This is a genomic window from Asaccharospora irregularis DSM 2635, from assembly GCF_900129815.1.
Lineage (GTDB): Bacteria > Bacillota > Clostridia > Peptostreptococcales > Peptostreptococcaceae > Asaccharospora > Asaccharospora irregularis.
On record NZ_FQWX01000013.1, the window covers coordinates 23,125 to 45,385 of the forward strand.

Genomic DNA, 22,261 nt, shown 5'->3' on the forward strand with positions numbered 1-22,261 from the left:
AACCCTCCTATTATTTATTAAGCGAACTATTAAACACTTCTATAGCAGCATTTACGCCTTTAGTAACTGCTGTAGATGTAATAGTTGCTCCTGATATTGCTTGTATTTGATCTTCTCCTGAAGCACTTCCCTTTACTAATGTAAGTTCTGATGCAGGCTTGTCATTGAATTGATCTTTAAATGCTGGCTCTGCAGCTTTAGATCCAAGTCCAGGAGTTTCTGACATATTTCCTATATTAATTCCTGTTACTTTACCATCTTTTGATACACCGACAATAAGTTCTATTTGTCCACCATATCCCTTTGGAAGAGTTTTTATTGTGTATCCAACTGTTTCAGAACCATTAGTTCCTTCGTATACTTCAGCTATTAAACCTTCTTCTAAAGAAGTAACTTTTTTGAAAACTTTATCATCCATTTGTTTAAATTCTTTTGCTTCTGGTAAGACATTTTGTCTTGATTCATTGTTTGCTTGTATATTTCTTTCTTCTATGATAGGTGCTGTCATCTGATTTGTTGCACCAAGTGCTAATGCGGCTATAGCACATATAGCAAATAAAATAACGCCTAATTTAGCCATATCTTTCATTACTTAGCCACCTCCCCAAATACTCTATCTTTAACGTATTTGTCTATAAGCGGAGTCATAACATTTACTAATAATATTGAGTAAGATACACCTTCTGGATATCCTCCAAACAATCTTATAACAGTAGTTAAAATTCCGGCTAAAACAGCATATATTATTTGTCCTTTTGTTGTCATAGGTGATGTAGTGTAATCTGTAAGCATGAAGAATCCACCTAACATAAGTCCGCCTGCAAATAATTCATATAAAGCGAAGTTAAAGTTAAATCCACCTAATATTAAAGTTAATATAAATACTGTTGCTATATAATAAGTTGGTATAACATAATTTATTATGCCTTTATACATTAGGTATACTCCACCTAATATCAATAGTATTGCTGATGTTTCACCTATACATCCACCTATGTTACCTATCATCATATCTGAAAGGCTTATTCCATTCTTAGCTAATTCACCCAATCCTGGTGCTCCCGCTTTTAGGAAACTTAAAGGTGTTGCTGTACTTACTGCATCTATGTTTTTACCTATCCAGTTCGTTGCACCTGGTTTAGTCCAAGCTGTCATTGCAACTGGGAAAGATGCAAGTAAAAATGCTCTTGCTGCAAGTGCTGGGTTGACAAAGTTGCATCCAATTCCACCAAACAACATTTTTACAACTAATATAGCAAATATTCCACCTAGTAAACACATCCACCAAGGAAGTGATGCAGGAACGTTAAATGCTAATAATAATCCTGTTACAACTGCTGAGAAATCTCCTATAGTACTTTCTTGTTTTGTAAGTTTTTGATATAAAAATTCTGATCCTACTGAACCAAGTATACAGAAAAATATCGCACTAAGAGCACTTAATCTGAAAAAGTACACTCCTGCTATTGCAGCTGGAAGAAGTGCTATTGTAACTTGTTTCATTATATATGATGTATCTTCACCACTTCTCACGTGAGGAGAAGACGATACTATCAATTTATTTTCCATCATTGTTCCCCCTAACTATATTATTTCTTAGCTGCTTCTTTTCTTCTTTTTGCTCCTATTTCTCTTTTTGCATTTCTTATACTTTCAAGCAGCGGTCTTCTTGCTGGACATATAAATGAACAAGAACCACACTCTATACAATCCATAGCGTTAAACTTTTCTGCACTTTCAAAATCATTTTTTAATGAATGTGCACTTATATATAATGGCTGTAAAAATGCTGGACAGACAGTTAAACACTTACCGCATCTTATACAACTTTGTGGTTTTGGTAAACGTGATTCTTCATCATCTAAACACAGTATACCTGAAGAACCTTTGTTAGTTACAATATCTGTAGTATATTGAGCCATACCCATCATAGGTCCACCCATTATAACTTTACCAACTTTTTTGTCTTCTTTAAAACCACCACATTGTTCTATTATTTCTGAAACTACCGTACCAACTTTAGTTACTAAGTTTTTAGGTTCTTTTATACAACTTCCTGTTACAGTAGTTATTCTCTCTACTAAAGGCATTCCTGTCTTTATAGATTTTGCTATTTGAGCTGCTGTTCCAACGTTGTCAACAACTGCCCCTGCTGCTATTGGAAGACCACCTGAAGGCACTTCTTTTCCTGTGCATGCGTATATAAGTTGTTTTTCTGCTCCTTGAGGATACTTAACTTCAAGACTAACAACTTCTATATCACTGTATTCTTTTGCTACATTTTTTATTGCCTCTATTGCGTCTGGCTTGTTTACTTCAATTCCTATAAATCCTTTTTTTACATCTAGAGCTTTCATTAATGCTCTTAAGCCAAAAACAACATCCTCTGGATTTTCTATCATTAATCTATGGTCTGCTGTTAGATACGGTTCACATTCCGCTCCATTTAGTATTACCACTTCTGCTTTACTGTTTGGCGGAGGTGATACTTTGACATGATTTGGGAATGTTGCTCCACCCATACCAACTATCCCTGCTTCTTTTATTATTTCTACTATTTGTTCTTTAGTTAGTTCTTCTAGTTCGCCCTTTGGCTTAACGCTCTCATGTAACTCTTCTTTAAAGTCATTTTCAATAACTACACATTGAGCTGATCCACCAGGAATCTCGTGTTCTTTTATTGCTATAACTTTACCTGATACAGATGAATGAACGTTACAAGACACAAAACCTTGTAATTCTCCTATTTTTTGCCCTAGTTTTACTTCTTCTCCAACTTCAACAATAGGTTTTGCTGGTGCACCTATATGCTGTTGAAGAGGTATGTAAACTATCTTAGGAGCTTGAGCTTTTTCAATCGCCTTACTGCTAGAGTACTCTTTTCTATATGGAGGATGTATTCCTCCTTTGAAAGTTAAGAGTTTCATTTTCTTACCCCCTTATACACAAATCAAACATTTTTTTCAGTCTATATTAAGTATACTATATATACAAGAAAAGCTTAACAATTGTTAAAAAAATATCTGCATTTTCTAATATCTCTGACACTTTTTACCACAGATAAAAGCAGAAAAAGTTGTTTTAAAAACAACTTTTTTATACTGCCTTAATTGAATTTACAAACAATAAATATCCCTGGATACAAGATAAAAATAAACTTTCACTTTCGTTGTATTTACCTTCATTGGCAGCTTTTGACGAAACTTGGATTTTTTCGTCTAATTCCTTAGTATATGTCAATAAATTTTCTTTAAAACTATTCATTTCTTTGTAATCAATCTTACTCGCATTTTTTTGTATTTTCTGCAAGATTTCTTTTCTTTTTGTTAAAATCATGTTATATTTCGACATATCCATATTTTCCCTACCATTTGCCCATAATTGTGACTCTTCTTTGAAATTTGCTACTAAATTATTTAAATCCTTAGATACTGATTCTACATATGCATATTTTTCTGTATACTCTAAAGAAATTGTAGGAATCTCTATTTTAGTTATAAACGCATCTGGAAATACTTTTTTAGTTTGTTCTAGATGATTTCTTGTAATATTCTCATCAAAATAAGAATATGTTTGTACTTTTTTTGCCCCGTCTTTTTCCAACATAGAAAAAGGAATTTTATTTGTGTCTAACTTTTCCCTTACCTTTTCTATTTCTACAGGGTTATCTATTGATGCAACTTGTATTGTATAAACATTCCAACCATTTATTACTCCTAGTTTAACTTCATTGGAAACTTCTTTGTCATTTTCTTTACCTTCATCAATTTCTTCTAATTCTTTGGATATATCCTCATAAGTAATACTATTATTTTTTTCCTTTTCTTTAAATTTATTTATAATTGGTATTTTATCCATAAGATTTATGCTACTAATAGCGGATACTTTATTGCTTAGGGTCTCTACTATACTACTATTCTTTATCTTGTTATATGTATAGCCCCCTATTATGCAAGTACAAATACCAACCACAATAAACCTATTTATTTTCACTCTACGTCTCTTATTGAATCCTTTGTATATTTTTCTTCTTCTATTCATTAGTTTCCCCCCAAAAAATTTATATTATTAATAATATTTATTCATATAAGGGTACCTTTATGATAAAAACGAAAATACTTTTCATAAAAAATAAAAGGCAAGACTACAATTAAGTAGAATCTTGCCTTTTTTATCTAAAATCTTCTAGCTCCTAAAACAGCTTTAGACCAATATGCTGACGATAAACTAGTTATTTTTACTTTATCCGGTCTTGATATAGTTCCGCTACAATGTATAAATTCATTGCCTCCTATATATATACCAACGTGATTTACTGCTCCATCACCATTTGTATCAAAATATAGTAAATCTCCTGCCTTATAGTTTCCTCTATCAACCAACTGGCCAGCTCTAGCTTGTTCTCTAGATACCCTCGGTATACTTTTATTTGCAGCATTTCTATATACATACTGTGTAAACCCTGAGCAATCAAATATATCAGGTCCAGATGCCCCCCACTTATATGGTTTACCCATCAGTGTGTAAGCATAACTAACAATTTCAGATCCATTTACAGACCCCGTTGGATTGTTGTTACTGTTATTATTAGTGTTATTTTGATCTACAACTGGGTTTTTAGAAGGAGTACTTTCTTGGCTACTTTGGTTTTTTGATGTCAATGGCTCTGTAGTTTCAGATATATATCTTCCAGTAGCCCATCCTGATAACCCATTTGATAGTTTAACCTTATACCATGAGTTGCTCTTTTCCTTAAGCTCAACCACACTTCCTGGTGATATACTACATTGAACAGGATAGTTAATACCTGGCCCACTTCTTACATTCAATCTTGAATTAGATATGACCTTACCTCTCTTATCTTGGAAAGTTTCCGTTTGCTGACTTTCAGTATTATCTGTTGATTGTTTGTCTACCTTTACTATGTATTTTCCACTGGCCCATCCTGTTATTCCATTTTTTAATTTAACTTTATACCAACCATTGCTTTCTTCTAGCAAACTAACTGTTTCTCCATTTAGAGCTTTGCCTACTATAGCGTGAGAAATTCCAGCACCTAATCTTATATTTAATGCACTCGCCTTTATCTTAGCATTACCTGTAGAGACACAAGTAGAATTGTTCTCATTACTTGAACCAATATTTATATACTCTGAACTTCCCCATCCTACTAATCCATTGGATGCCTTTACTTTATACCAGCCTTGAGATTTTTCTAAAATTTCTACAGTCTGACCCTTGTATACTTTGCCTAGTTTACTATTTTTGATACTCGGACCACTTCTTATATTTAGTGCACTTGCTGATATTGTTCCTTTTTCCATTGCATTAGCTTCTGCCGCATTTAATGACACTGCTAAAGCACCAATCCCTATGGCTACCATAGTTTTCTTATTCATAGCCCTAATCCCCCAATCTTATCTTTTGTAAAAATAGCTGTCTTTTTCGTATATACTTTATTAAATAATTCCATTTTAAATTTAATCCACTAATGTAATTAATCTTGTTAAAAATCGGATTAATCTAAATTAATTCCATTTATTTACAATTAATATTATTTAATTTAATCATATATCATTTTCCTACTAATTGTAAAGTTCTATTTGACTAATTGTTTTGGCAATATTTCAATCCAGTAATTATCTGGATCAGCTATAAAATAAATTCCCATAGATTTATTTTCAAAACATATACAACCTTGTTCTTTGTGAAGCTTGTGTGCCTCATCAAAGTCATCTACTTCTAATGCTAAGTGAAACTCGTTGTCCCCTAAATTATACTGTCTATCCCAATCTTTAAGCCATGTCAATTCCAGAGTGTGAGAAGTTATTCCATCTCCTAGATATACTAGTATAAAACTACCATCATCAGCAACCTTACGTTCCACTTCTTTAAGTCCTAAGGATTCTCTGTAAAACTCTAAACTCTTATCTAAGTTAGTTACATTAAAGTTATTGTGCACAAAATTAAATTTCATTTTTAATACCTCCTGATTATCTTTTTATATCTATTTTATATTTTTAATTTTGCTATTATAGGATAATGATCCGACATATTTTTTATTAATACCTCATAATCTAGAACTTCTATATTCGGAGATACAAAAATATAGTCTATCCTATCTAGCCCCGTTGCGAATGTAAGTATGTTTGATTTATCTAACTCCTTAGCAACATCTTTTAAAATTTTTTTATTAATATCTATATCTCCTTCATTAAAGTCTCCAACTACTATATACGGCTCTTTTCCTAATAACTTGATAATAGATATTAATTCTTCGACCTGCACCTTTCTCTCTTCTTCCCCAAGCCCTAAATGGACATTTATTATATTTAAGTTTCGACCCTCGATATTTACCACTGTGTGTAGTATTCCTCTTTGTTCTCTATCGCTACTTAAATATATGTGTTTTTCACTTTTTATGGGGTACTTAGAATATGTAACAAGTCCATAGTTTAAACCCAAATCTACAACATTAGCTCCAAAGTGAGAATACATTCCTAGTTCCTCTTTCAAACTACTAACTTGAAATCCAACTTTTGCAGATTCATTTACCTCTTGCAAACATATTATATCTGCTTTTGATACCCTTAGAAAATCAATTATATCAAAAAGTGTCGGAAACATATCCTTATTTACACCACTATGTATATTATAACTAATTATTTTAACTTCTTTTTTTTTGAAAAGAAAATTATTCTCTATAAGAAATGCTAATGCAATTATGATTATCGATAAAAATACTATAAATATTTTTCTAGCATTTATAAATCATCATCTCCTTATACAATTTCTTTTATAGTATATGCTAGTTTATATAAATACATATACGAAAATTAAAGACGCCATTAAATAAGCGTCTCAAAATTTACTATTTACCTTTTTTTGTAATCTTTTCTTTTATTATATGATTTATTACCTTCTTTCGGATCTCCTCTGCTGTATATTCATCATCAACCTTGATATCCAGTAGTTTGGCTATCGATTTCATATCATCTCTAGTCTTAGACTTATAACTTTCAACTAGTTGCTCCTTTATTTTTTCAGGTTCTAAAATATACTCAGATTCCCCTCTTTTATATTTAAAATACTTTTTAGAATATAAAGATCTATTTAAATATATATGATTAGATATCTTTCTTAATACTTGATTATAAGAACTTCTTCCATTTAGTTTTATTCCTAAATATCTTGCAAACTTAATCAATTCATTTTTTGATTTAAATAATTCTTCTTTTTTTATAATCCTACCTATTGAAGATATATTTTCCTGATATGATCCTCTTTTTAGGACACTTGAGTATACCCTAGATGTATCTATACCTTGATTTACTTTTTTTATATTTTCACTTATTATCTTATCAACATTTCCTTCAAAGTATTTTTGTGCGCCTTTTTTGGATACATAATTTTCAAGTTCTTTGTAGGCCATATCAAGTATCATTTCTCTTAAATCTTCTTTATACCCTCTAGATTCCATGATACTCCCCCCTTAGATACTATATTATATTCAAAATTTTTTCATAATGTGAGTTCACTTCTTGGACTATTTTCATAATATAATCTATATACATTAAATATTTTTATAAATTATAGGAAATTATACTCTTTTTTATTTTATCTATATAATTTCCTATAATTTATAATCAAATTTATTTTCATTTTAATGTATATATTTGGTTGAGCGTGGACATACTATTAATGTAAAATCAAACATACTCAATCTCCCCCATTTAGACTTCTATTATTCCCCCAATAGAAGTCTTTTTTTATATCTTAAGTAAGAATATAATTTCCTATGAATCATAAAAAAAGTACCGAAAATAATTATTAATTATTTTCGGTACTTTTTGTTTATCTTCTATTCTATTCCTTTTAATTCAAACCCTAAATCTTCAATAACTTCTTTTATTGCAATGTCTGATATACCGTCTTGAATATCTACAATTGCAAAATTCCCTTCTAAGCTAACCTCTAATACCTCTACACCTTCAATATCCTCTGTAAATGCTGTTTTTAAGTGATTTACACAATGAGAACAACTCATACCATCTATTAATAACTTCTTTTTCATATAAAGACCTCCTTATAAACAATACCTAATATTTAATTTGTATTATACTCTTTTATACTTATATTTGAAATACCTTCATATACATCAAAACTATTAGGAGATAACTCCCCTTCTATACGTCTATTGTTAACAATATATTCGTCTCTAATACCTAAGCTTATAAATGCCACATTATCTACAACGTGTTTTTGTAAGGCCTTATAAACAGACTTAGTCTGTTCCTGAGATGTTGAATTTAGTAGCGATGAAATATAATTATTTAGTTTTTCATCACTATATCCACTAGATTGTATTATTTCAACAGGATCAGGAGTAATAGATAATTCCCAACCTAATAAGGCTAAATCATAGTCATTTCCTGCAAGTGCTGATTGAATTTCCTCAGGAGTTAACTGTTCAATAGTAGATTTAATTCCTATAGCCTTTAAATTATCGCTTATTATATTGGCAGTTTTTACCCTCTCTCCATTGTCCTTGTTTACTATTATTTTTAAATTCAAATCTTTTATTTCTTTTTTTGTCTGTAATTTACTATCAGCTTCACGTTTTAAATTAGGATCATTTTTCTTTAATGACTTCTTATTATTTTGATCTTTATTCTTAGTGTTTTCGGTATTCTTGGTATTCTTTATATTTTTTGTATTCTTAGTTTTAGTATTTTCATTTTGAATCTTTACATTATCTGCTAAATCAACCTTTTCTAAATAACTAATAGCTTTTTCCTTGTCATAGGCTAATGATTTTATGTCCTTATTGTAGTACTTAGACTTTGAGTTTAGTGGGAAATTAACCAATGTTGCATCGCCCATATATCCCTCTTGTATTATGTTTTCCCTATTTATAGCATGGGCTATAGCCTTTCTAAAGTCCAAGTTATTAAAAAACTTGTTGTTGTAATTCAACATGATATATTCAAAATCTCGACCTTCGTAGTTAGTTATATTAAATTCTTTTTCTTGGAATTTACTTAAGTCCCCTAAAGATATATTAGTCATATCACTGTCTAGTGACATAACCATAGAAATTTGCGCATCATAGTCAGGAACTATACTTACCTTTATATTTCTTATATCCTCTGGCAATTCATCATAGTATTCTTTATTTGCAACTAACGTTATTCCTTCTCTTTCCTGATACTTTTCTACTTTATAAGGTCCATTTCCAATTAAATTATTATTGTTATTATCAATGTCTTTCTTGTCTGATTTTCCTATTTTATCTTGTGATACTATTGGAAATATTAATTTTTCTATAGAAAACGCATAAGCATTTTTAAAGTTTATAGTGAGTTCATCTGATGAAGTTGTATCAACAGACGCTATATTCTCTACAAGCTTATTATAAGGGCTGTCCCCTGTTTTCTTTATAAAATCAACAGTAAACCTTACATCATCAGAAGTAACCTTACCTTCATCATGCCATTTAGCATCTTTTAATTTTATTCTAATACCTCTTCCACCTTGCAAAAGAGTATACTGATCTACAAGTTGAGGAACTACATTGTAGTTCTCATCTATTGTAAACAATCCATCATATATTAAATTTGTTATATACGATACTGATTTATCCTTATTTGTTATAGGATTTATAGTCTTCGGTTTTACCATAGTTAGGTTTATGTATTCCGAATTAATAGCACTTTTACTTTCTTTATTTGAGGTATCTTTACCTCCATTTGGATTACAACCTACTACCATAATAGCTATAGTTAAAATTATGCTTAAAACTTTTATCCTTTTCATTTGTTTATTCCTTCCCTACATATATCTCTTTATAATTTTTGTAATTATTTTTCACCTTTTCCAAGTAAGTCGATGTTTCCTGGAAAGGTATATTATGTAGTTTTTCCCCGTCCTCGCTATAGTCGTTGTTTTCAAGCCATTTTCTAACATTACCTGAGCCCCCGTTATACGCCGCTATAACTAGGTCTAGCTTTCCAAACTCTTTATACAATTTATTTAAATACCAACAACCAATCTTTATATTGGTTTCCGGATCAAAAATATCTACTTCCTCTAATTCAAGCTCTTCAATTGCCCAATCTCTGGTAATATCACTAACCTGCATTAATCCTTTTGCACCCTTATGAGATATTGCTTTTTCATTAAATTTGCTCTCTGCTTTTATAACGCTATATACTAAATTCTCATCTAAATCGAATTCTTCAGCATACTTTTCTACATATTCAGAGTATTGTTTTGGGTAAATAAGTTTATGTATAGTTTTACTTTCCATCAATGAAGCCCCAATTAAAATCGCAAGAATAGATAAAATTAACACTATTTTCTTACCCACACCAGTTCTCCTTCATATAATCTATAAATTTTAATACTATTTTGGTCAACTCGTCTATTGTTCCAGAATTATCTATTATATAATCCGCATATCTGGACTTTTCATCTTGAGGCATTTGTGATCTAATTTTTCGAATTGCCTCATCTATAGTACAGTTATCCCTATGTTGTATTCTCTTGATTTGTACCTCTTGTTTACATGTAACCACCAATAACTTATCTACTATTTCCAGATAGCCACCCTCCACCAGCAAGGCGGCATCTATTACTGCAACTTTCTTTTTTTTCTTTTTTATTTCATCTATCTTGCATAGTATTTTTTCCTTTATTTTTGGGTGCGTCAAATTATTTAGTTCTAAAAGTTTATTATTATCATTAAAAACTATCTTTCCTAAAGCTTTTCTATTTAATGTTTGGTCATCATTTTTTACACTTGGACCAAAGTGTTCGAATACTTTTTCCAACAAACACTGATCTTCAAATATCTCTCTAGATATTATATCAGCATCTATTATATCTATATTATTTTTCTTGAATATAGATGATATGCTGGTTTTCCCGCACCCTATATTTCCTGTAAGACCTAATATTAACACTAAATCACCTACTTTGTTTCATACCAAGAATTGCCTGTGTTTAAATCCACATCTAAATTTATATCCATTTTAACTGCATTTTCCATTTCATCTTTTACTATTTGCTTAACTTCTTCTAGTTCATCCTCAAAAGCTTCAACTATAAGCTCATCGTGTACCTGGAGTATAAGTTTAGATTTTAAATTTTTCTCTTCTAATTTTTTGTAAACATTGACCATGGCTATTTTTATAATGTCAGCTGCACTACCTTGTATAGGTGCATTCATGGCAAATCTTTTTCCTCTATTTCTTTCCATAAAATTGCTAGATTTTATCTCTGGTATATATCTTCTTCTGTTTAGTATAGTAGTCACATATCCATTTTCTGTAGCTTTTTCTATAGTCTCATCCATAAAACCTTTTATTTTACTGTACTTTGCAAAGTAACTTTCTATATATTCCTTAGCCTTTTTAAGAGGTATATTTAAATCATCCGCTAATCCAAAATCACTCTTACCATATATTATTCCAAAGTTTACAGCCTTTGCCGCAGCTCTAAGTTGACTAGTTACCTCTTCCATATTTACATTAAATACTTGTGAGGCTGTTTTTGTATGGATATCTTCATTGTGTTTAAATGCCTCTATCATATTTTCATCTTGGCTCATTTGTGCAAGAACCCTAAGTTCTACTTGTGAGTAATCTGCATCAACTAACTTACATTTATTATCAGAAATAAATACCTTTCTTATTTTTCTACCTATCTCCATTTTTACAGGTATATTTTGAAGGTTAGGTTCTGTAGAAGATATTCTTCCTGTAGTAGTTATCGTTTGATTAAATGAAGAGTGTATCCTATTGCTTATAGGGTTTATTATATTTAAAAGCCCTTCTACATATGTTGAGTTTAATTTTACAATTTGTCTGTACTCAGTTATTTTGTCTATAATAGGATGACTGTCTTTTAACTTTTCCAATACATCCGCATTAGTTGAATACCCAGTTTTAGTCTTCTTTATAACAGGCAGTTCTAATTTTTCAAACAAAATAACACCTAGTTGTTTTGGAGAATTTATATTAAATGTTTCTCCTGACAATTCGTATATTTCACTTTCTAAACTAGATATGATTTTTCTAAACTCAATGCCTAGTTCATTTAATTTATCTTTATCTACCTTTATACCCCTATACTCCATAGATCCTAACACTTCAACCAAAGGCATTTCAACACTGTGAAATAATTCATCCATGTTCATATCAGTTAGAGTTTCTTCCATAATAGGCATAACATTTTTGACGGTGTTGATTATTTGTCCAATATGATCTTTTAATTGCGCTGAATCTAGGTTCTCATATTTTTTAGCTTTTACACCCTTGCCTAATAACTCTTCTTCTGATTTGACTTTTTTTGTTAAGTACTTCATAGCAATAGCACTGCACTCATAAGACGTTGAAGAAGTTGAGTCTATTAAGTATTCAGCTATAACTATATCAAACTGCATATTTTCTAATTTTATATCGTATGGTCTTAAGGCTAAGTAATCATCCTTTAAATTATAACCATATTTTTTAATATCATTACTTGAAAATATATCTTTAAACTTTTCTATTGCATCCTCATTTATACAGTATATGTTCTCTCCATCCAAGCTCATAAATATATTTATTATATTTTTCTCAAGTATATTCCCTTGCTTTCTAACTGTTTTTAATATCAGTTCTTTTTTGTTGTTTATTTCATTTTTAAATTCTTCTATATTTTCTAAGTCTAATATATTTATATTTATTTCTTCCTCTTCACTCTCAAACCCTCCATCTAATTCTAAAACTCTAGATAGTAAGCTGTTAAACCCAAAGTATCTAAATATATCTAACACATCAGACTTATTGTAGTCTCCAAATTCTAAATCATCTAAGTTTATCTCAATAGGAACATCTCTTATGATTGTTGCCAGTCTTTTGCTCATTATAGCTAGTTCTTTATTTTCTTCGATCTTCTTTTTTACACTTCCTTTAAGCTGATCCACATTCTCAACTAAGTTTTCTATGCTTGAAAACTCCTTTATAAGCTTTATCCCAGTCTTTTCTCCTACTCCTGGAACTCCTGGTATATTATCTGACTTATCTCCCATAAGGCCCTTTAAATCTATGAATTGAGTAGGTGTCATCTCATATTTTTCCATTACAGAATCAAAGTTATATTCCTCTACTTCTCCTATGCCCTTTTTAGTAATTAAAGTAGTAGTTTTATCAGATGCAAGTTGTATAGCATCCTTATCTCCCGTTACTATATAAACTTTATATCCGTTCTCCTCACCCTTCTTTGAAACCGTACCTATTATATCATCAGCTTCATATCCGTCTATCTCTAATCTATTTATATTGAACTTATCTAATAACTCTTTTAATGGTTCAAACTGTACCCTAAGTTCATCTGGCATCTTCTTTCTTCCCGCTTTATATTCTTCATACTCTAAGTGCCTAAAAGTAGGTGCCTTTCTATCAAACGCAACACTTATATGTGTAGGCTTATATGTATCTATTATTTTAAATAGCATTGTTGTAAATCCATAAATAGCATTAGTTTTTAAACCCTCTTTGTTGTTCATTTCCGGCAAAGCATAAAAGGCTCTATTTATTATCGAGTTTCCATCTATTATTACTAATTTTTTATCCAAATTTATCACTCCTAAAGTTTCTGTATTTCATATAACGCAACTGTTATTATATACAAATATGTTATTATTTAATATTACCATAATATTGATAGGATATTAAGGTTAAATAAATTCAAATAATTATATTTCTAATGTTTTAATTTGATTATACTGGAGATATTAACTATATTTTTTCTTATTAAGGTAATTTAAATTCTTGCAATCTATAAAATTATTTGCTATAATTAACAGGTGAGTTAGTTTTGTACAACTTCATATAAGCCGGCGTGTCGGAATGGCAGACGATGCGGATTCAAAATCCGTTGGTGGAAACGCCGTGTGGGTTCGAGTCCCACCGCCGGCACCAACCAAAAAGATTACAAAAGTTCTAATATTTAATTAGAACTTTTTATTTTGCAAAAATATATAGATTTATTTAAACTTTTACTTCCTTTATATACTTTAAGTAAAATAAGATATAATTAAGCACATAACTTAATCCAACAAACATGTAAACACTATGCAAACTCTTACCTACAAACAAAATAATGATAAGAGTAAGTATATTTGTTATAAATGTGACCTTCAATGCCCAAGTTTGGTAGTTTATAGCTTGAATACTGGATTTGTAGACAGACATTAGGTAATTAGGAAGCTGTATCAAAATACCAACTGGTATATACTTTTTTGCTGATTCTATAAGTTCCTTATCAGATGTTATAATGCTAGGTATATGATTTTTAAAAACAAATATAGCAACAAACATGATAAAGTACAATAACACTAAATTTATAGACGAATACTTGCTTATATTTAATGAGTTTTTCATATCTTCTCTAGCATAACTCTCACTGACTAAGGATAAATTTGCCATTGAGTATCCAAACATTGGCATTAATACAACATTTATTATTTGAAGAATAAGCGTATATGTAGATAATTCCAAAACTCCCATTCTAGATATAATTGCATTGATTCCTATTACAAAAACTATATCCTCCATAAATTCCTGACCTATAAAAGATATTGAAAAGTTTAGTATTTCCTTTATTTTTATAGCTAAATTAGATATATCAAACTTTATCTTAACTAAATCACGCGATATATACACATATATTGCTAAATTTAAAGTCAATGCTATTATGGTTCCTATAGCAGCTCCTATAGATCCCATTTTAGGGCATCCAAACTTTCCAAATATAAGCGAATAATCTAATATAACATTTATTATATTTGCAATAATAGTTACCATAAGAATATTCTCAGTTTTTCTAAATATTTTAAATACAGTCGAATAGATGAAAATTATAAGATTTAAAAGTATTGATATGCTATAAATTCTAATAAAATTAATTGCTTCTTTTAGAATTTGTCCATTTAACCCAAACAAAGTTTGTAAGATTGTTTTACAAAATATATTTATAAGAATAGATAAAACCGCACCAATAAATACACTTAAAATAATATATATAGTAAACTTATCGTTTAATTCTTCCCTATTGTCCTTGCCAATACATTGTGAACCCAATATATTAAATGCTATTGACATAGCTCCTAAGACCCCTACCAAACTATTTATACTTGAGGTAACCAACCCAACCCCTGCATATGCATATATAGAAATCCGACCTACAAATGCTTGATCAATAATACCCATAATAATTCCAGATATAGAACTTAATATAAGTGGTATAGCTATATAATTTAAGTTAGAAATTATTCCTTTGCACTCTTTTGTCATCTTTTTACCGTATTATATAGGTCATCTCATTATAAATTTAAAACTTATAATGAGATGACCTATATATCTCCCTTTTTATTATTAACTAAAACTAATTATCCTAATTAGACTACTATTTAAATATCTAAGTAATTTATTATAATAATAAAGCACCCTCCTCGAGAGTGCCTATTAATACAATATAAATACTTTTATATACTATTTGTTATTTATATTTTCTTTATTTATATTAATAGAAACTTCTCTAAACAACCAAATGAGTGAAAATAATACAGGTTTAAATAATAAATCATATAAAAATATATTTAATAACTCTAACAAAGTAACCACCTCATTAGAATTATTGACCAAATCTATATCATAAATTCGCCTATCTTCTTAATATATTTTTCTATATTATTACTTAAAGCCCATTCACAATAGCTGTCACTTTTAATATTAAACCATATCGAATCAATATAAGTCACACAACTAGATACATTTTCACAATCTTTACATATATCTTTATTTGCACTTTTTATTTTCATCAATAACCTTATTAGTTCTTCTCTACACCTAAGTATACTCTCCATAGGTTCCCTTAAAATATTGCCTAATAAAAAATCATAGTTTGGCAATTTTACTAGTTTTACTCTACCATCAGATTTAATATACATCTCAGTCAACATTAAATCTTTCTGATTGCATGATATACCAGTTTTTCTATTTATAACTTCCCCCATACTTACGATTTTTTCACCACTATGTTCAACAACCTCATACCCTTTTTTTAGTAAATCTATCTTGTTAATTTCCTTTTTTAGCCTTAAAAATTTATTTTCATCATATGTATTCAACCCAAAGATAACCTTTTCCCTATTAGCTTGTATGAGGTTCATTATACTTCTACTTGCAATAAAGTCGTTCATCTTAATAAAAACTAAATCATAGTATTTAAAAATATAGCTGAGTATTTCCTTAGAGCTTTTATCACTTAAAATACCATCTCCTAAAATCTCTATAAATCTGCACCCATGTTCATACATACTCTTTAGTATGCTTAATAACTTATCCAGCCTGATAACAGTGTCATCTAAATTTATTTCTAGTATGTAATATATAGGTATAAAAAATCCCTTGCTACCAGTTATTTCAAAAACACTAACTATGTTTTGTTTTTGCTCTTCAAATACAAAGTATTTGTCCTGGTATAATCTAAAGAACTCCATAACTTTTAATCTTATTTTAGGGACATTTATGTACATACCACACAATTTTTCTAATATTTCCTCGCTCGTATTGCGTCCATCACATTCAGCTAGCATTATTAATTCTTCCGTATCTAAAAAACTTATACTTCTCTTTATCTCGTCCGAATTATAGTCTGTGCTTATTATAATATTTTTTTCTGGCCAAATATGTACCCTTACTCCTTCTCTGAGCTTTGGATATTTGTCTTTTATTAACTCATAAAAATGATTATAAGCCTCTAACTCTGTCACGCCCATACCTCCATTTTTCAATTTATAAAAATCAAGTCTGCGATCCCTTAGTAGTATTATTTTCATATGGAAATTTATTAATATATACAAGGAAATTATACCGATTAAAAATAGGTATAATTCCTTTTTAGTGTATATATTACATAATTTGTCATGTTTTTTAAATACCTTATGACTAGAGTATCATTTAGCAAGGCTTATTTCAAGAAAATTATATAGCTAGATAATGTTTATATATATTTATGCCTATTTTACTAAATTCTTAATCCAGTCTATTATTCCCTTATCTTCTTCAACTTTTTCTACTTTCTTTTTAGTTTCTTCTTTTTCTTCATGTTTTGTTCTCATTATAAATTTTACATTTCCTTGCATTTCTTCACTTATACCAGAGAAGTTGTTGTAGTCTTTAGAAGCTTCGATTATTTTGTCTTTAGCCTCTAATGCTCCCTCTATTTCTGATATATTTTTACTTCCAAGCATCTTATTTAGAACTTCATTTTCCATCTTTTTAGTTCCCTCATAAAGCTTATTAGATCCTTCTTTTAGTTGTTCTGTAGCTGATAGTATTTTATCTGAGTTTGAACTAAGTTCTGAACTCCCAGATTTTAAAGTTTTTCCTCCTTTTAGGAGTTCTTGACTTCCAGCTTCCAATTGTTTATTTCCATTTGCTAAATCCTTACTTCCTGTATAAATTGTATCTGTTGCAGATTTTAATTTACTTGAACTGTCTGCCAAAGTTGTTCCTGCCTCATTAAACTTTTTAAAGTTTTCATAGAATGAACTTGAACCTTGGTCTAATTTCGCCAAACCGTCATTTAATGATGATACGCCAGCCTTAGCACTACCTAATCCAGACTTTACGCTTTCTAATCCTGCCCTTTGTTGTGATGATATAGAATTTAAGTTTCCACTTAACCCTTTTAGTTTGGCTGCTAATTCTGGATTTTCTGCTGCAACCTGACTAGATATTTCATCAAGTCCACCAGCTACTTGACTTACATTATCAGTAGATTTTATTAATCTATCTAATCCTTCTGTCCCTTGATTAAATCCATCTTTTAATTGAGCTGAACCGGCAGCTGCACTTTCTATTCCTTTATCTATTCCTTCATATGCTCCATATAATTTTTTTGCACTTCCTATATATTGTGCTACTCCAGCAGTGAATTTATCTTGAGATGTACTTAATTGATTTAATCCATTGCTTAAATCGCTAGCTCCCTTGCTTAAAAGTGGTGCACTGCTTCCTAGTTTGTCTATGCCTTGGCTTAATTGACCAACTCCTGAATCTAGTGTTTTTACTCCATTATTGAATAACTTATATTTTTCATTTAATTCTGAAGTACCTTTGCTTAGTTTTTCTGTCCCGTCTAATAGAGCATCTGCTCCCTTTTGTAGATCATCTATTGATTTTTTCAAATCCCCAAAAGAACTATCTTTATCTAATTTATCTATTTCCCCTACTTCTGGGCTTGCAGCTACCATTATATTTGGCATTTTAAAATTAGTTGCTTTTCCTTCTATAACTAATGTGTCCTTTAAGTTAAGAATATCTATTAAGTCACTTCCTATATTTAAAGATTCCTTAAGTCCTGGTAAAGATGCAAATGTTATACTGGAGTTTTTACCATCATCTAATATTTTACCTTCATTAGATTTTATGTTTTTAAAGTTTTCTCTTGGCATAACTACTTCTGTAGCAGTTAAAAATGGTACATAAATAGTTCTGTACTCTCCGTTTATATCTACAGCTCTACTTTCGTTGTTATTTAATTTTATAGTTATTTTTACATCTCCAGATTTACCTTCTATTTCTTCTGGGTTTACAATTTTACCATCTAGTTCGTATTTTATATCTACACTTATAGGTAATTGTTTGTTTGTTTCTCCTCTATAGTATAAATCTTCTTTGTCTACATCCCAAGTAATCTTATTTCCATCTATAACAGGCTTTTCATCTCCCTTTAAGTTTTTTATATTTGTTAGGCTACTTGTATCTGAAAACTTTCCAAGTTTAGAATCAGATTTTATCCAAGTAGAAACTATATTCTTGTTTACCTTCCCATTACTATCTAGTATTGTATAAACAGTTTCATCCTTTTCAATATCATTGGCAAATACAAATGTTCCATTGCTTGCTATTATCATAGCTGTAAATAATGCAGCTGATCTATTTTTAATTTTTTTATCCATTTTAATAACCTCCTCTAATTACAACCATTTTTATGCTTCAATAGTGGGCTTACTTCCTCCAAAATCTTTGCTTGTTTTGACTATAACCCCTTCAAATACTAGCAATATAGCTGGTAGCATAAATAAAATTATAAACATACTGATTATTGCCCCTCTAGCCATTAAACTACATAAGGCTCCTATCATTTCTAGTTTAGATATAATTCCTACCCCTATAGTTGACCCAAAGAATGATAATCCACTTGTAACTATAGATCTAGAGCAATTCTTTATTGATATTTCCATAGCTGTAAATTTATCATATCCTTTGTTTAACTCTTCTTTAAATCTAGACGTTAAAAGTATTGCATAGTCAACAGTTGCTCCAAGCTGTATAGTTCCAAGAACTATTGACGCTATAAAAGGTTCAACTGTACCTGTATAGTATGGTATACCTAGATTTGTGAATATAGCAGCTTCAATAGCTAACACCAATATAATAGGTAGAGAAACTGACTTAAATATAATAGCTATTATTACAAATATGGCTAATATAGATGCTATACTCACGTTTCTAAAGTCCTTATCAGCTATTTTTATTAAATCATCTGTAAGAGGTGCTTCTCCTCCTATAAGTCCTTCTTTATCATATTTTTTTACTATTTGATTCATTTTTTCAAGTTGTACTCCACACTCATCACTAGCTGCTTTGTACTCTGAATTTACCATTATTTGTTCATACCCACCGGATTTTAGTTTTCCTAATAAATCATCTGGAACTATATCCTGTATAAACCCAGGTCCTAGGTATTTTTCTATAGCTATTACTGAATTTATTCCTTCTAAATTTTCAAGTTCTTCAACCATTTGGTCTACCTTGTATGCATCTATTGAATCTCTAATTAGAATTATATTTGTACTATTCATATCGTAATCATTTTTTAATTTATTAGTAGCAACAATTGATGGCAAATCTTTAGGCAAAGTTTCATCTAAGTTGTAGTAAACTTTTGCTTTTTGACTCCCTATAAATGCTGGTATAAATAAAATAACAAATGCCACAGCTATTTTTTTATAATTTCTAACTATCCACTTAGATGTACCTTCAAAAGTAGGAAGTAAAATTTTGTGTTTGTATTTATGAATTTGCTTATCAAACATGAGAATAAATGACGGAAGTACTGTAACTGTACTTATAACCCCTATAAGAACACCTTTCGCCATTACTAAACCTATATCTTTACCTAATCCTAACTGCATTACGCAAAGAGCTAAAAATCCCGCTACTGTAGTTGTTGAACTACCAAATACTGCTGTGATTGTATTTGATATCGCCTCAGTCATCGCACTTATTCTATCATCTGTATATTCTAATTCCTCATCATATCTATGGAGTAAAAATATTGAATAGTCCATTGTTACTCCAAGTTGAAGCACTGCACAAAGTGCTTTTGTAATATAGGATATCTCTCCAAATATTATATTTGTACCAAAGTTGTATAGTATTGACATTGCTATACTAGTTAAAAATATTATTGGAACAGCAGTATCCTCTATTGTCAACGATAAAATTATAATAGTTAAAATTCCTGCAATTAAAACATAAAGTGGTGTTTCCTTATCTGCAACATCTTTAGTATCTTTTACTATTCCTGACATCCCACTTAAAAATGCTTGCTTGCCACATAAGTCTCTTATGTCTCCAACAGCATTTTGAGTTTTTATATCAGCTGTACCTTTTTCCAACTTGACGATCATCATAGTTGAATTTTCTCTATAAAGTAACTTACTAATATCCGCTGGTAGTACTTCTTTGGGCACAGATAAATCTGCTATGTCATCTACCCACATAACATCTTTTACCCCATCTACCTTTGCTACTTTTTCTTTTAATTTTACTACATCCTTATCTTCCATATTCTCTACTATAAGCATTGCTAAAGATCCACAATCAAAATCTTTTTTTAGAATTGCTTCTGCCTTAGTTGTAGAGATATCGTCCGGTAAATAACTTAGCAAATCATAGTTTATATCTGTTTTTATGAATCCATAAACAGATGGAAGCAATAATATAAGTGATATCATCAATATAAGTTTGCTATGATTTGCTATACTCCTAGCTAATTTCTTCATAATTATCCCTCCAATATAATTAGGCGTGCCCAATTAAAATTATAGATATATTGTAGGGCACGCCCAAGATTATGTCAATAACATTTTTGTAACTTTTACATAAAAAAAGGAGCTTATAACTTCTCCTTTTAAAAATGTAGTATACCAAGCATTGATATTAACTCTTCGGTATTTAAACTATTTGATATTCTAATAGCCTCTTTTGTAATACTTTCAACTTTGCTTGATTCTATATTTAATAATAATAATCTAGTTTTAATTGTACTCTCGACTATACTTGTTAAATCTAGTTCGTCTTCTCCATTATAGTATCTATTTAAAAGCTCACTTTCTCCTGAACATCCTATAGTTGTACTTAAATATATGTCTTTTTTGTTAAAACTATAATCCGTTCCTTCTAATTTTTCATTAAATAAATCTATTAGTATATTTATATATTCTTTTCTAACAACATCTATGCTTGAACCCTCTATATACATCCTAAATAGCTCTTTGGAACTGGCTATTATATGAGTATATACACACTGACTTATTGCATAATTTACTAATGGCTCACTTCCATGATTGTAACTCTCGCTTATTAGTTTATATATTCTTTCCAGGAGATCTTTGTATAGATATAACAAAATATCTTCTTTCTTCCTGAAATAATAGTATAGGTGACCTCTCCCTACTCCAGAAACATTTGCTATTTCTCTTATAGTGGTTTTGTTATAGCCCTGATATATAAATAATTTTGAAGCTTCCTTTATTATTTTCCGTCTAATATCTGCCAACTTTTCTATTTTCATAAATATATCCCCTTTAAACTTTTATTGTTGATAATACTAAATCTATTTTGTTATCATAAAAATTATATTCTTTTTGATTTTGTAAGTAAATAGGCACCTTGATAATTTAGTATCAAAAAGGGATGATTGTCAAGTACTAATCACCCCTTTAAATATTTTTTTAATCTTCTTTTTTTACTTTATTGTATAGTTTCTCACTTTTAGTTTTATTAGTACCAGAATCTCTTGCTCCTACTTTTTGTCCGTGTTCTACACCTAATTCAGAACCGTGTTCAGAGTACATTTTTCTCATTTCCGCTTTTGATTTTGGTCTATCCTTAAGTCTATTTTTGTTGTTATTCAT

At 29.9% G+C, this 22,261-nt stretch carries 19 protein-coding genes and 1 tRNA gene; 1 reads left to right on the top strand and 19 read right to left on the bottom strand.

Features of this window, described 5'->3' with window-relative positions; all coding sequences use genetic code 11:
* Nucleotides 1-10 precede the first annotated feature (10 nt).
* The 13 genes from BUB34_RS06925 to polA form a co-directional block, all read right to left on the bottom strand.
* Nucleotides 11-589: an RnfABCDGE type electron transport complex subunit G gene (locus BUB34_RS06925; RefSeq protein ID WP_073125852.1), complete on the bottom strand. Its 579-nt coding sequence runs from the start codon at nt 587-589 to the stop codon at nt 11-13.
* Entirely contained in the window at nt 589-1,569 is a 981-nt protein-coding gene (locus BUB34_RS06930) for an RnfABCDGE type electron transport complex subunit D (RefSeq protein ID WP_073125854.1), read from the bottom strand. The genes BUB34_RS06925 and BUB34_RS06930 overlap by 1 nt, the downstream gene beginning before the upstream one ends.
* Nucleotides 1,570-1,589: 20 nt before the next feature.
* Nucleotides 1,590-2,927 carry an electron transport complex subunit RsxC gene (rsxC, locus tag BUB34_RS06935; RefSeq protein ID WP_073125855.1) on the bottom strand — a complete coding sequence of 446 codons (1,338 nt, stop codon included), beginning with the start codon at nt 2,925-2,927 and terminating at the stop codon, nt 1,590-1,592.
* A 169-nt stretch (nt 2,928-3,096) separates the two neighbouring features.
* Nucleotides 3,097-4,041 (bottom strand): hypothetical protein, encoded by a 945-nt coding sequence (locus BUB34_RS06940; RefSeq protein ID WP_073125857.1) that lies wholly within the window; start codon nt 4,039-4,041, stop codon nt 3,097-3,099.
* Nucleotides 4,042-4,175: 134 nt separating this feature from the next.
* Complete coding sequence (locus BUB34_RS06945; RefSeq protein WP_073125859.1) at nt 4,176-5,399, bottom strand: C40 family peptidase; 1,224 nt, start codon at nt 5,397-5,399, stop codon at nt 4,176-4,178.
* A 200-nt stretch (nt 5,400-5,599) separates the two neighbouring features.
* Nucleotides 5,600-5,977 carry a VOC family protein gene (locus BUB34_RS06950; RefSeq protein ID WP_073125860.1) on the bottom strand — a complete coding sequence of 126 codons (378 nt, stop codon included), beginning with the start codon at nt 5,975-5,977 and terminating at the stop codon, nt 5,600-5,602.
* A 35-nt stretch (nt 5,978-6,012) separates the two neighbouring features.
* A complete protein-coding gene (locus BUB34_RS06955; RefSeq protein WP_330392760.1) occupies nt 6,013-6,768 on the bottom strand; it encodes an endonuclease/exonuclease/phosphatase family protein in 756 nt (251 codons plus the stop codon).
* Nucleotides 6,769-6,871: 103 nt separating this feature from the next.
* Nucleotides 6,872-7,480, bottom strand: a complete 609-nt coding sequence (locus BUB34_RS06960; protein WP_073125864.1) for a hypothetical protein — start codon at nt 7,478-7,480, stop codon at nt 6,872-6,874.
* Between the two features lie 381 nt (nt 7,481-7,861).
* On the bottom strand, nt 7,862-8,074 hold the full coding sequence (locus BUB34_RS06965; protein WP_073125866.1) for a heavy-metal-associated domain-containing protein: 213 nt from the start codon (nt 8,072-8,074) through the stop codon (nt 7,862-7,864).
* A 32-nt stretch (nt 8,075-8,106) separates the two neighbouring features.
* Nucleotides 8,107-9,816: an ABC transporter substrate-binding protein gene (locus tag BUB34_RS06970; protein ID WP_073125868.1), complete on the bottom strand. Its 1,710-nt coding sequence runs from the start codon at nt 9,814-9,816 to the stop codon at nt 8,107-8,109.
* 4 nt (nt 9,817-9,820) lie between these two features.
* Nucleotides 9,821-10,369: a lytic transglycosylase domain-containing protein gene (locus tag BUB34_RS06975; protein ID WP_073125870.1), complete on the bottom strand. Its 549-nt coding sequence runs from the start codon at nt 10,367-10,369 to the stop codon at nt 9,821-9,823.
* The gene (coaE, locus tag BUB34_RS06980; protein WP_073125872.1) at nt 10,362-10,964 is read right to left on the bottom strand and encodes a dephospho-CoA kinase; all 603 of its coding nucleotides are present in this window, start codon (nt 10,962-10,964) and stop codon (nt 10,362-10,364) included. Before coaE ends, BUB34_RS06975 begins: the two co-directional genes overlap by 8 nt.
* 8 nt (nt 10,965-10,972) lie before the next feature.
* Nucleotides 10,973-13,621 carry a DNA polymerase I gene (polA, locus tag BUB34_RS06985; protein ID WP_073125874.1) on the bottom strand — a complete coding sequence of 883 codons (2,649 nt, stop codon included), beginning with the start codon at nt 13,619-13,621 and terminating at the stop codon, nt 10,973-10,975.
* A gap of 260 nt (nt 13,622-13,881) precedes the next feature.
* Between polA and BUB34_RS06990 the strand changes: the two genes are divergently transcribed.
* Nucleotides 13,882-13,967 (top strand) — tRNA-Leu (locus BUB34_RS06990).
* A gap of 69 nt (nt 13,968-14,036) precedes the next feature.
* Here the strand turns inward: BUB34_RS06990 and BUB34_RS06995 are convergent.
* The 6 genes from BUB34_RS06995 to BUB34_RS07020 all read right to left on the bottom strand — a co-directional run bounded on the left by BUB34_RS06995 (nt 14,037) and on the right by BUB34_RS07020 (nt 22,261).
* Nucleotides 14,037-15,341, bottom strand: coding sequence for an MATE family efflux transporter (locus tag BUB34_RS06995; protein WP_073125876.1), 1,305 nt, complete (start codon nt 15,339-15,341; stop codon nt 14,037-14,039).
* A 353-nt stretch (nt 15,342-15,694) separates the two neighbouring features.
* Entirely contained in the window at nt 15,695-16,822 is a 1,128-nt protein-coding gene (locus BUB34_RS07000; protein WP_073125877.1) for an SPASM domain-containing protein, read from the bottom strand.
* A 246-nt stretch (nt 16,823-17,068) separates the two neighbouring features.
* Nucleotides 17,069-19,015 (bottom strand): hypothetical protein, encoded by a 1,947-nt coding sequence (locus BUB34_RS07005; RefSeq protein WP_073125879.1) that lies wholly within the window; start codon nt 19,013-19,015, stop codon nt 17,069-17,071.
* Between the two features lie 30 nt (nt 19,016-19,045).
* Nucleotides 19,046-21,127, bottom strand: a complete 2,082-nt coding sequence (locus BUB34_RS07010) for an efflux RND transporter permease subunit (RefSeq protein ID WP_073125881.1) — start codon at nt 21,125-21,127, stop codon at nt 19,046-19,048.
* 128 nt (nt 21,128-21,255) lie between these two features.
* Nucleotides 21,256-21,918, bottom strand: coding sequence for a TetR/AcrR family transcriptional regulator (locus BUB34_RS07015; RefSeq protein WP_073125883.1), 663 nt, complete (start codon nt 21,916-21,918; stop codon nt 21,256-21,258).
* 160 nt (nt 21,919-22,078) lie between these two features.
* A complete protein-coding gene (locus BUB34_RS07020) occupies nt 22,079-22,261 on the bottom strand; it encodes a hypothetical protein (RefSeq protein ID WP_073125885.1) in 183 nt (60 codons plus the stop codon).

Excerpts from the sequence above, each read along its gene's own strand:
- BUB34_RS06925 (WP_073125852.1), bottom strand. The coding sequence starts at position 589 with ATGAAAGATATGGCTAAATTAGGCGTTATTTTATTTGCTATATGTGCT.
- BUB34_RS06930 (WP_073125854.1), bottom strand. The coding sequence starts at position 1,569 with ATGGAAAATAAATTGATAGTATCGTCTTCTCCTCACGTGAGAAGTGGT.
- rsxC (WP_073125855.1), bottom strand. The coding sequence starts at position 2,927 with ATGAAACTCTTAACTTTCAAAGGAGGAATACATCCTCCATATAGAAAA.
- BUB34_RS06940 (WP_073125857.1), bottom strand. The coding sequence starts at position 4,041 with ATGAATAGAAGAAGAAAAATATACAAAGGATTCAATAAGAGACGTAGA.
- BUB34_RS06945 (WP_073125859.1), bottom strand. The coding sequence starts at position 5,399 with ATGAATAAGAAAACTATGGTAGCCATAGGGATTGGTGCTTTAGCAGTG.
- BUB34_RS06950 (WP_073125860.1), bottom strand. The coding sequence starts at position 5,977 with ATGAAATTTAATTTTGTGCACAATAACTTTAATGTAACTAACTTAGAT.
- BUB34_RS06960 (WP_073125864.1), bottom strand. The coding sequence starts at position 7,480 with ATGGAATCTAGAGGGTATAAAGAAGATTTAAGAGAAATGATACTTGAT.
- BUB34_RS06965 (WP_073125866.1), bottom strand. The coding sequence starts at position 8,074 with ATGAAAAAGAAGTTATTAATAGATGGTATGAGTTGTTCTCATTGTGTA.
- BUB34_RS06970 (WP_073125868.1), bottom strand. The coding sequence starts at position 9,816 with ATGAAAAGGATAAAAGTTTTAAGCATAATTTTAACTATAGCTATTATG.
- BUB34_RS06995 (WP_073125876.1), bottom strand. The coding sequence starts at position 15,341 with ATGACAAAAGAGTGCAAAGGAATAATTTCTAACTTAAATTATATAGCT.
- BUB34_RS07005 (WP_073125879.1), bottom strand. The coding sequence starts at position 19,015 with ATGGATAAAAAAATTAAAAATAGATCAGCTGCATTATTTACAGCTATG.
- BUB34_RS07010 (WP_073125881.1), bottom strand. The coding sequence starts at position 21,127 with ATGAAGAAATTAGCTAGGAGTATAGCAAATCATAGCAAACTTATATTG.
- BUB34_RS07015 (WP_073125883.1), bottom strand. The coding sequence starts at position 21,918 with ATGAAAATAGAAAAGTTGGCAGATATTAGACGGAAAATAATAAAGGAA.
- BUB34_RS07020 (WP_073125885.1), bottom strand. The coding sequence starts at position 22,261 with ATGAATAACAACAAAAATAGACTTAAGGATAGACCAAAATCAAAAGCG.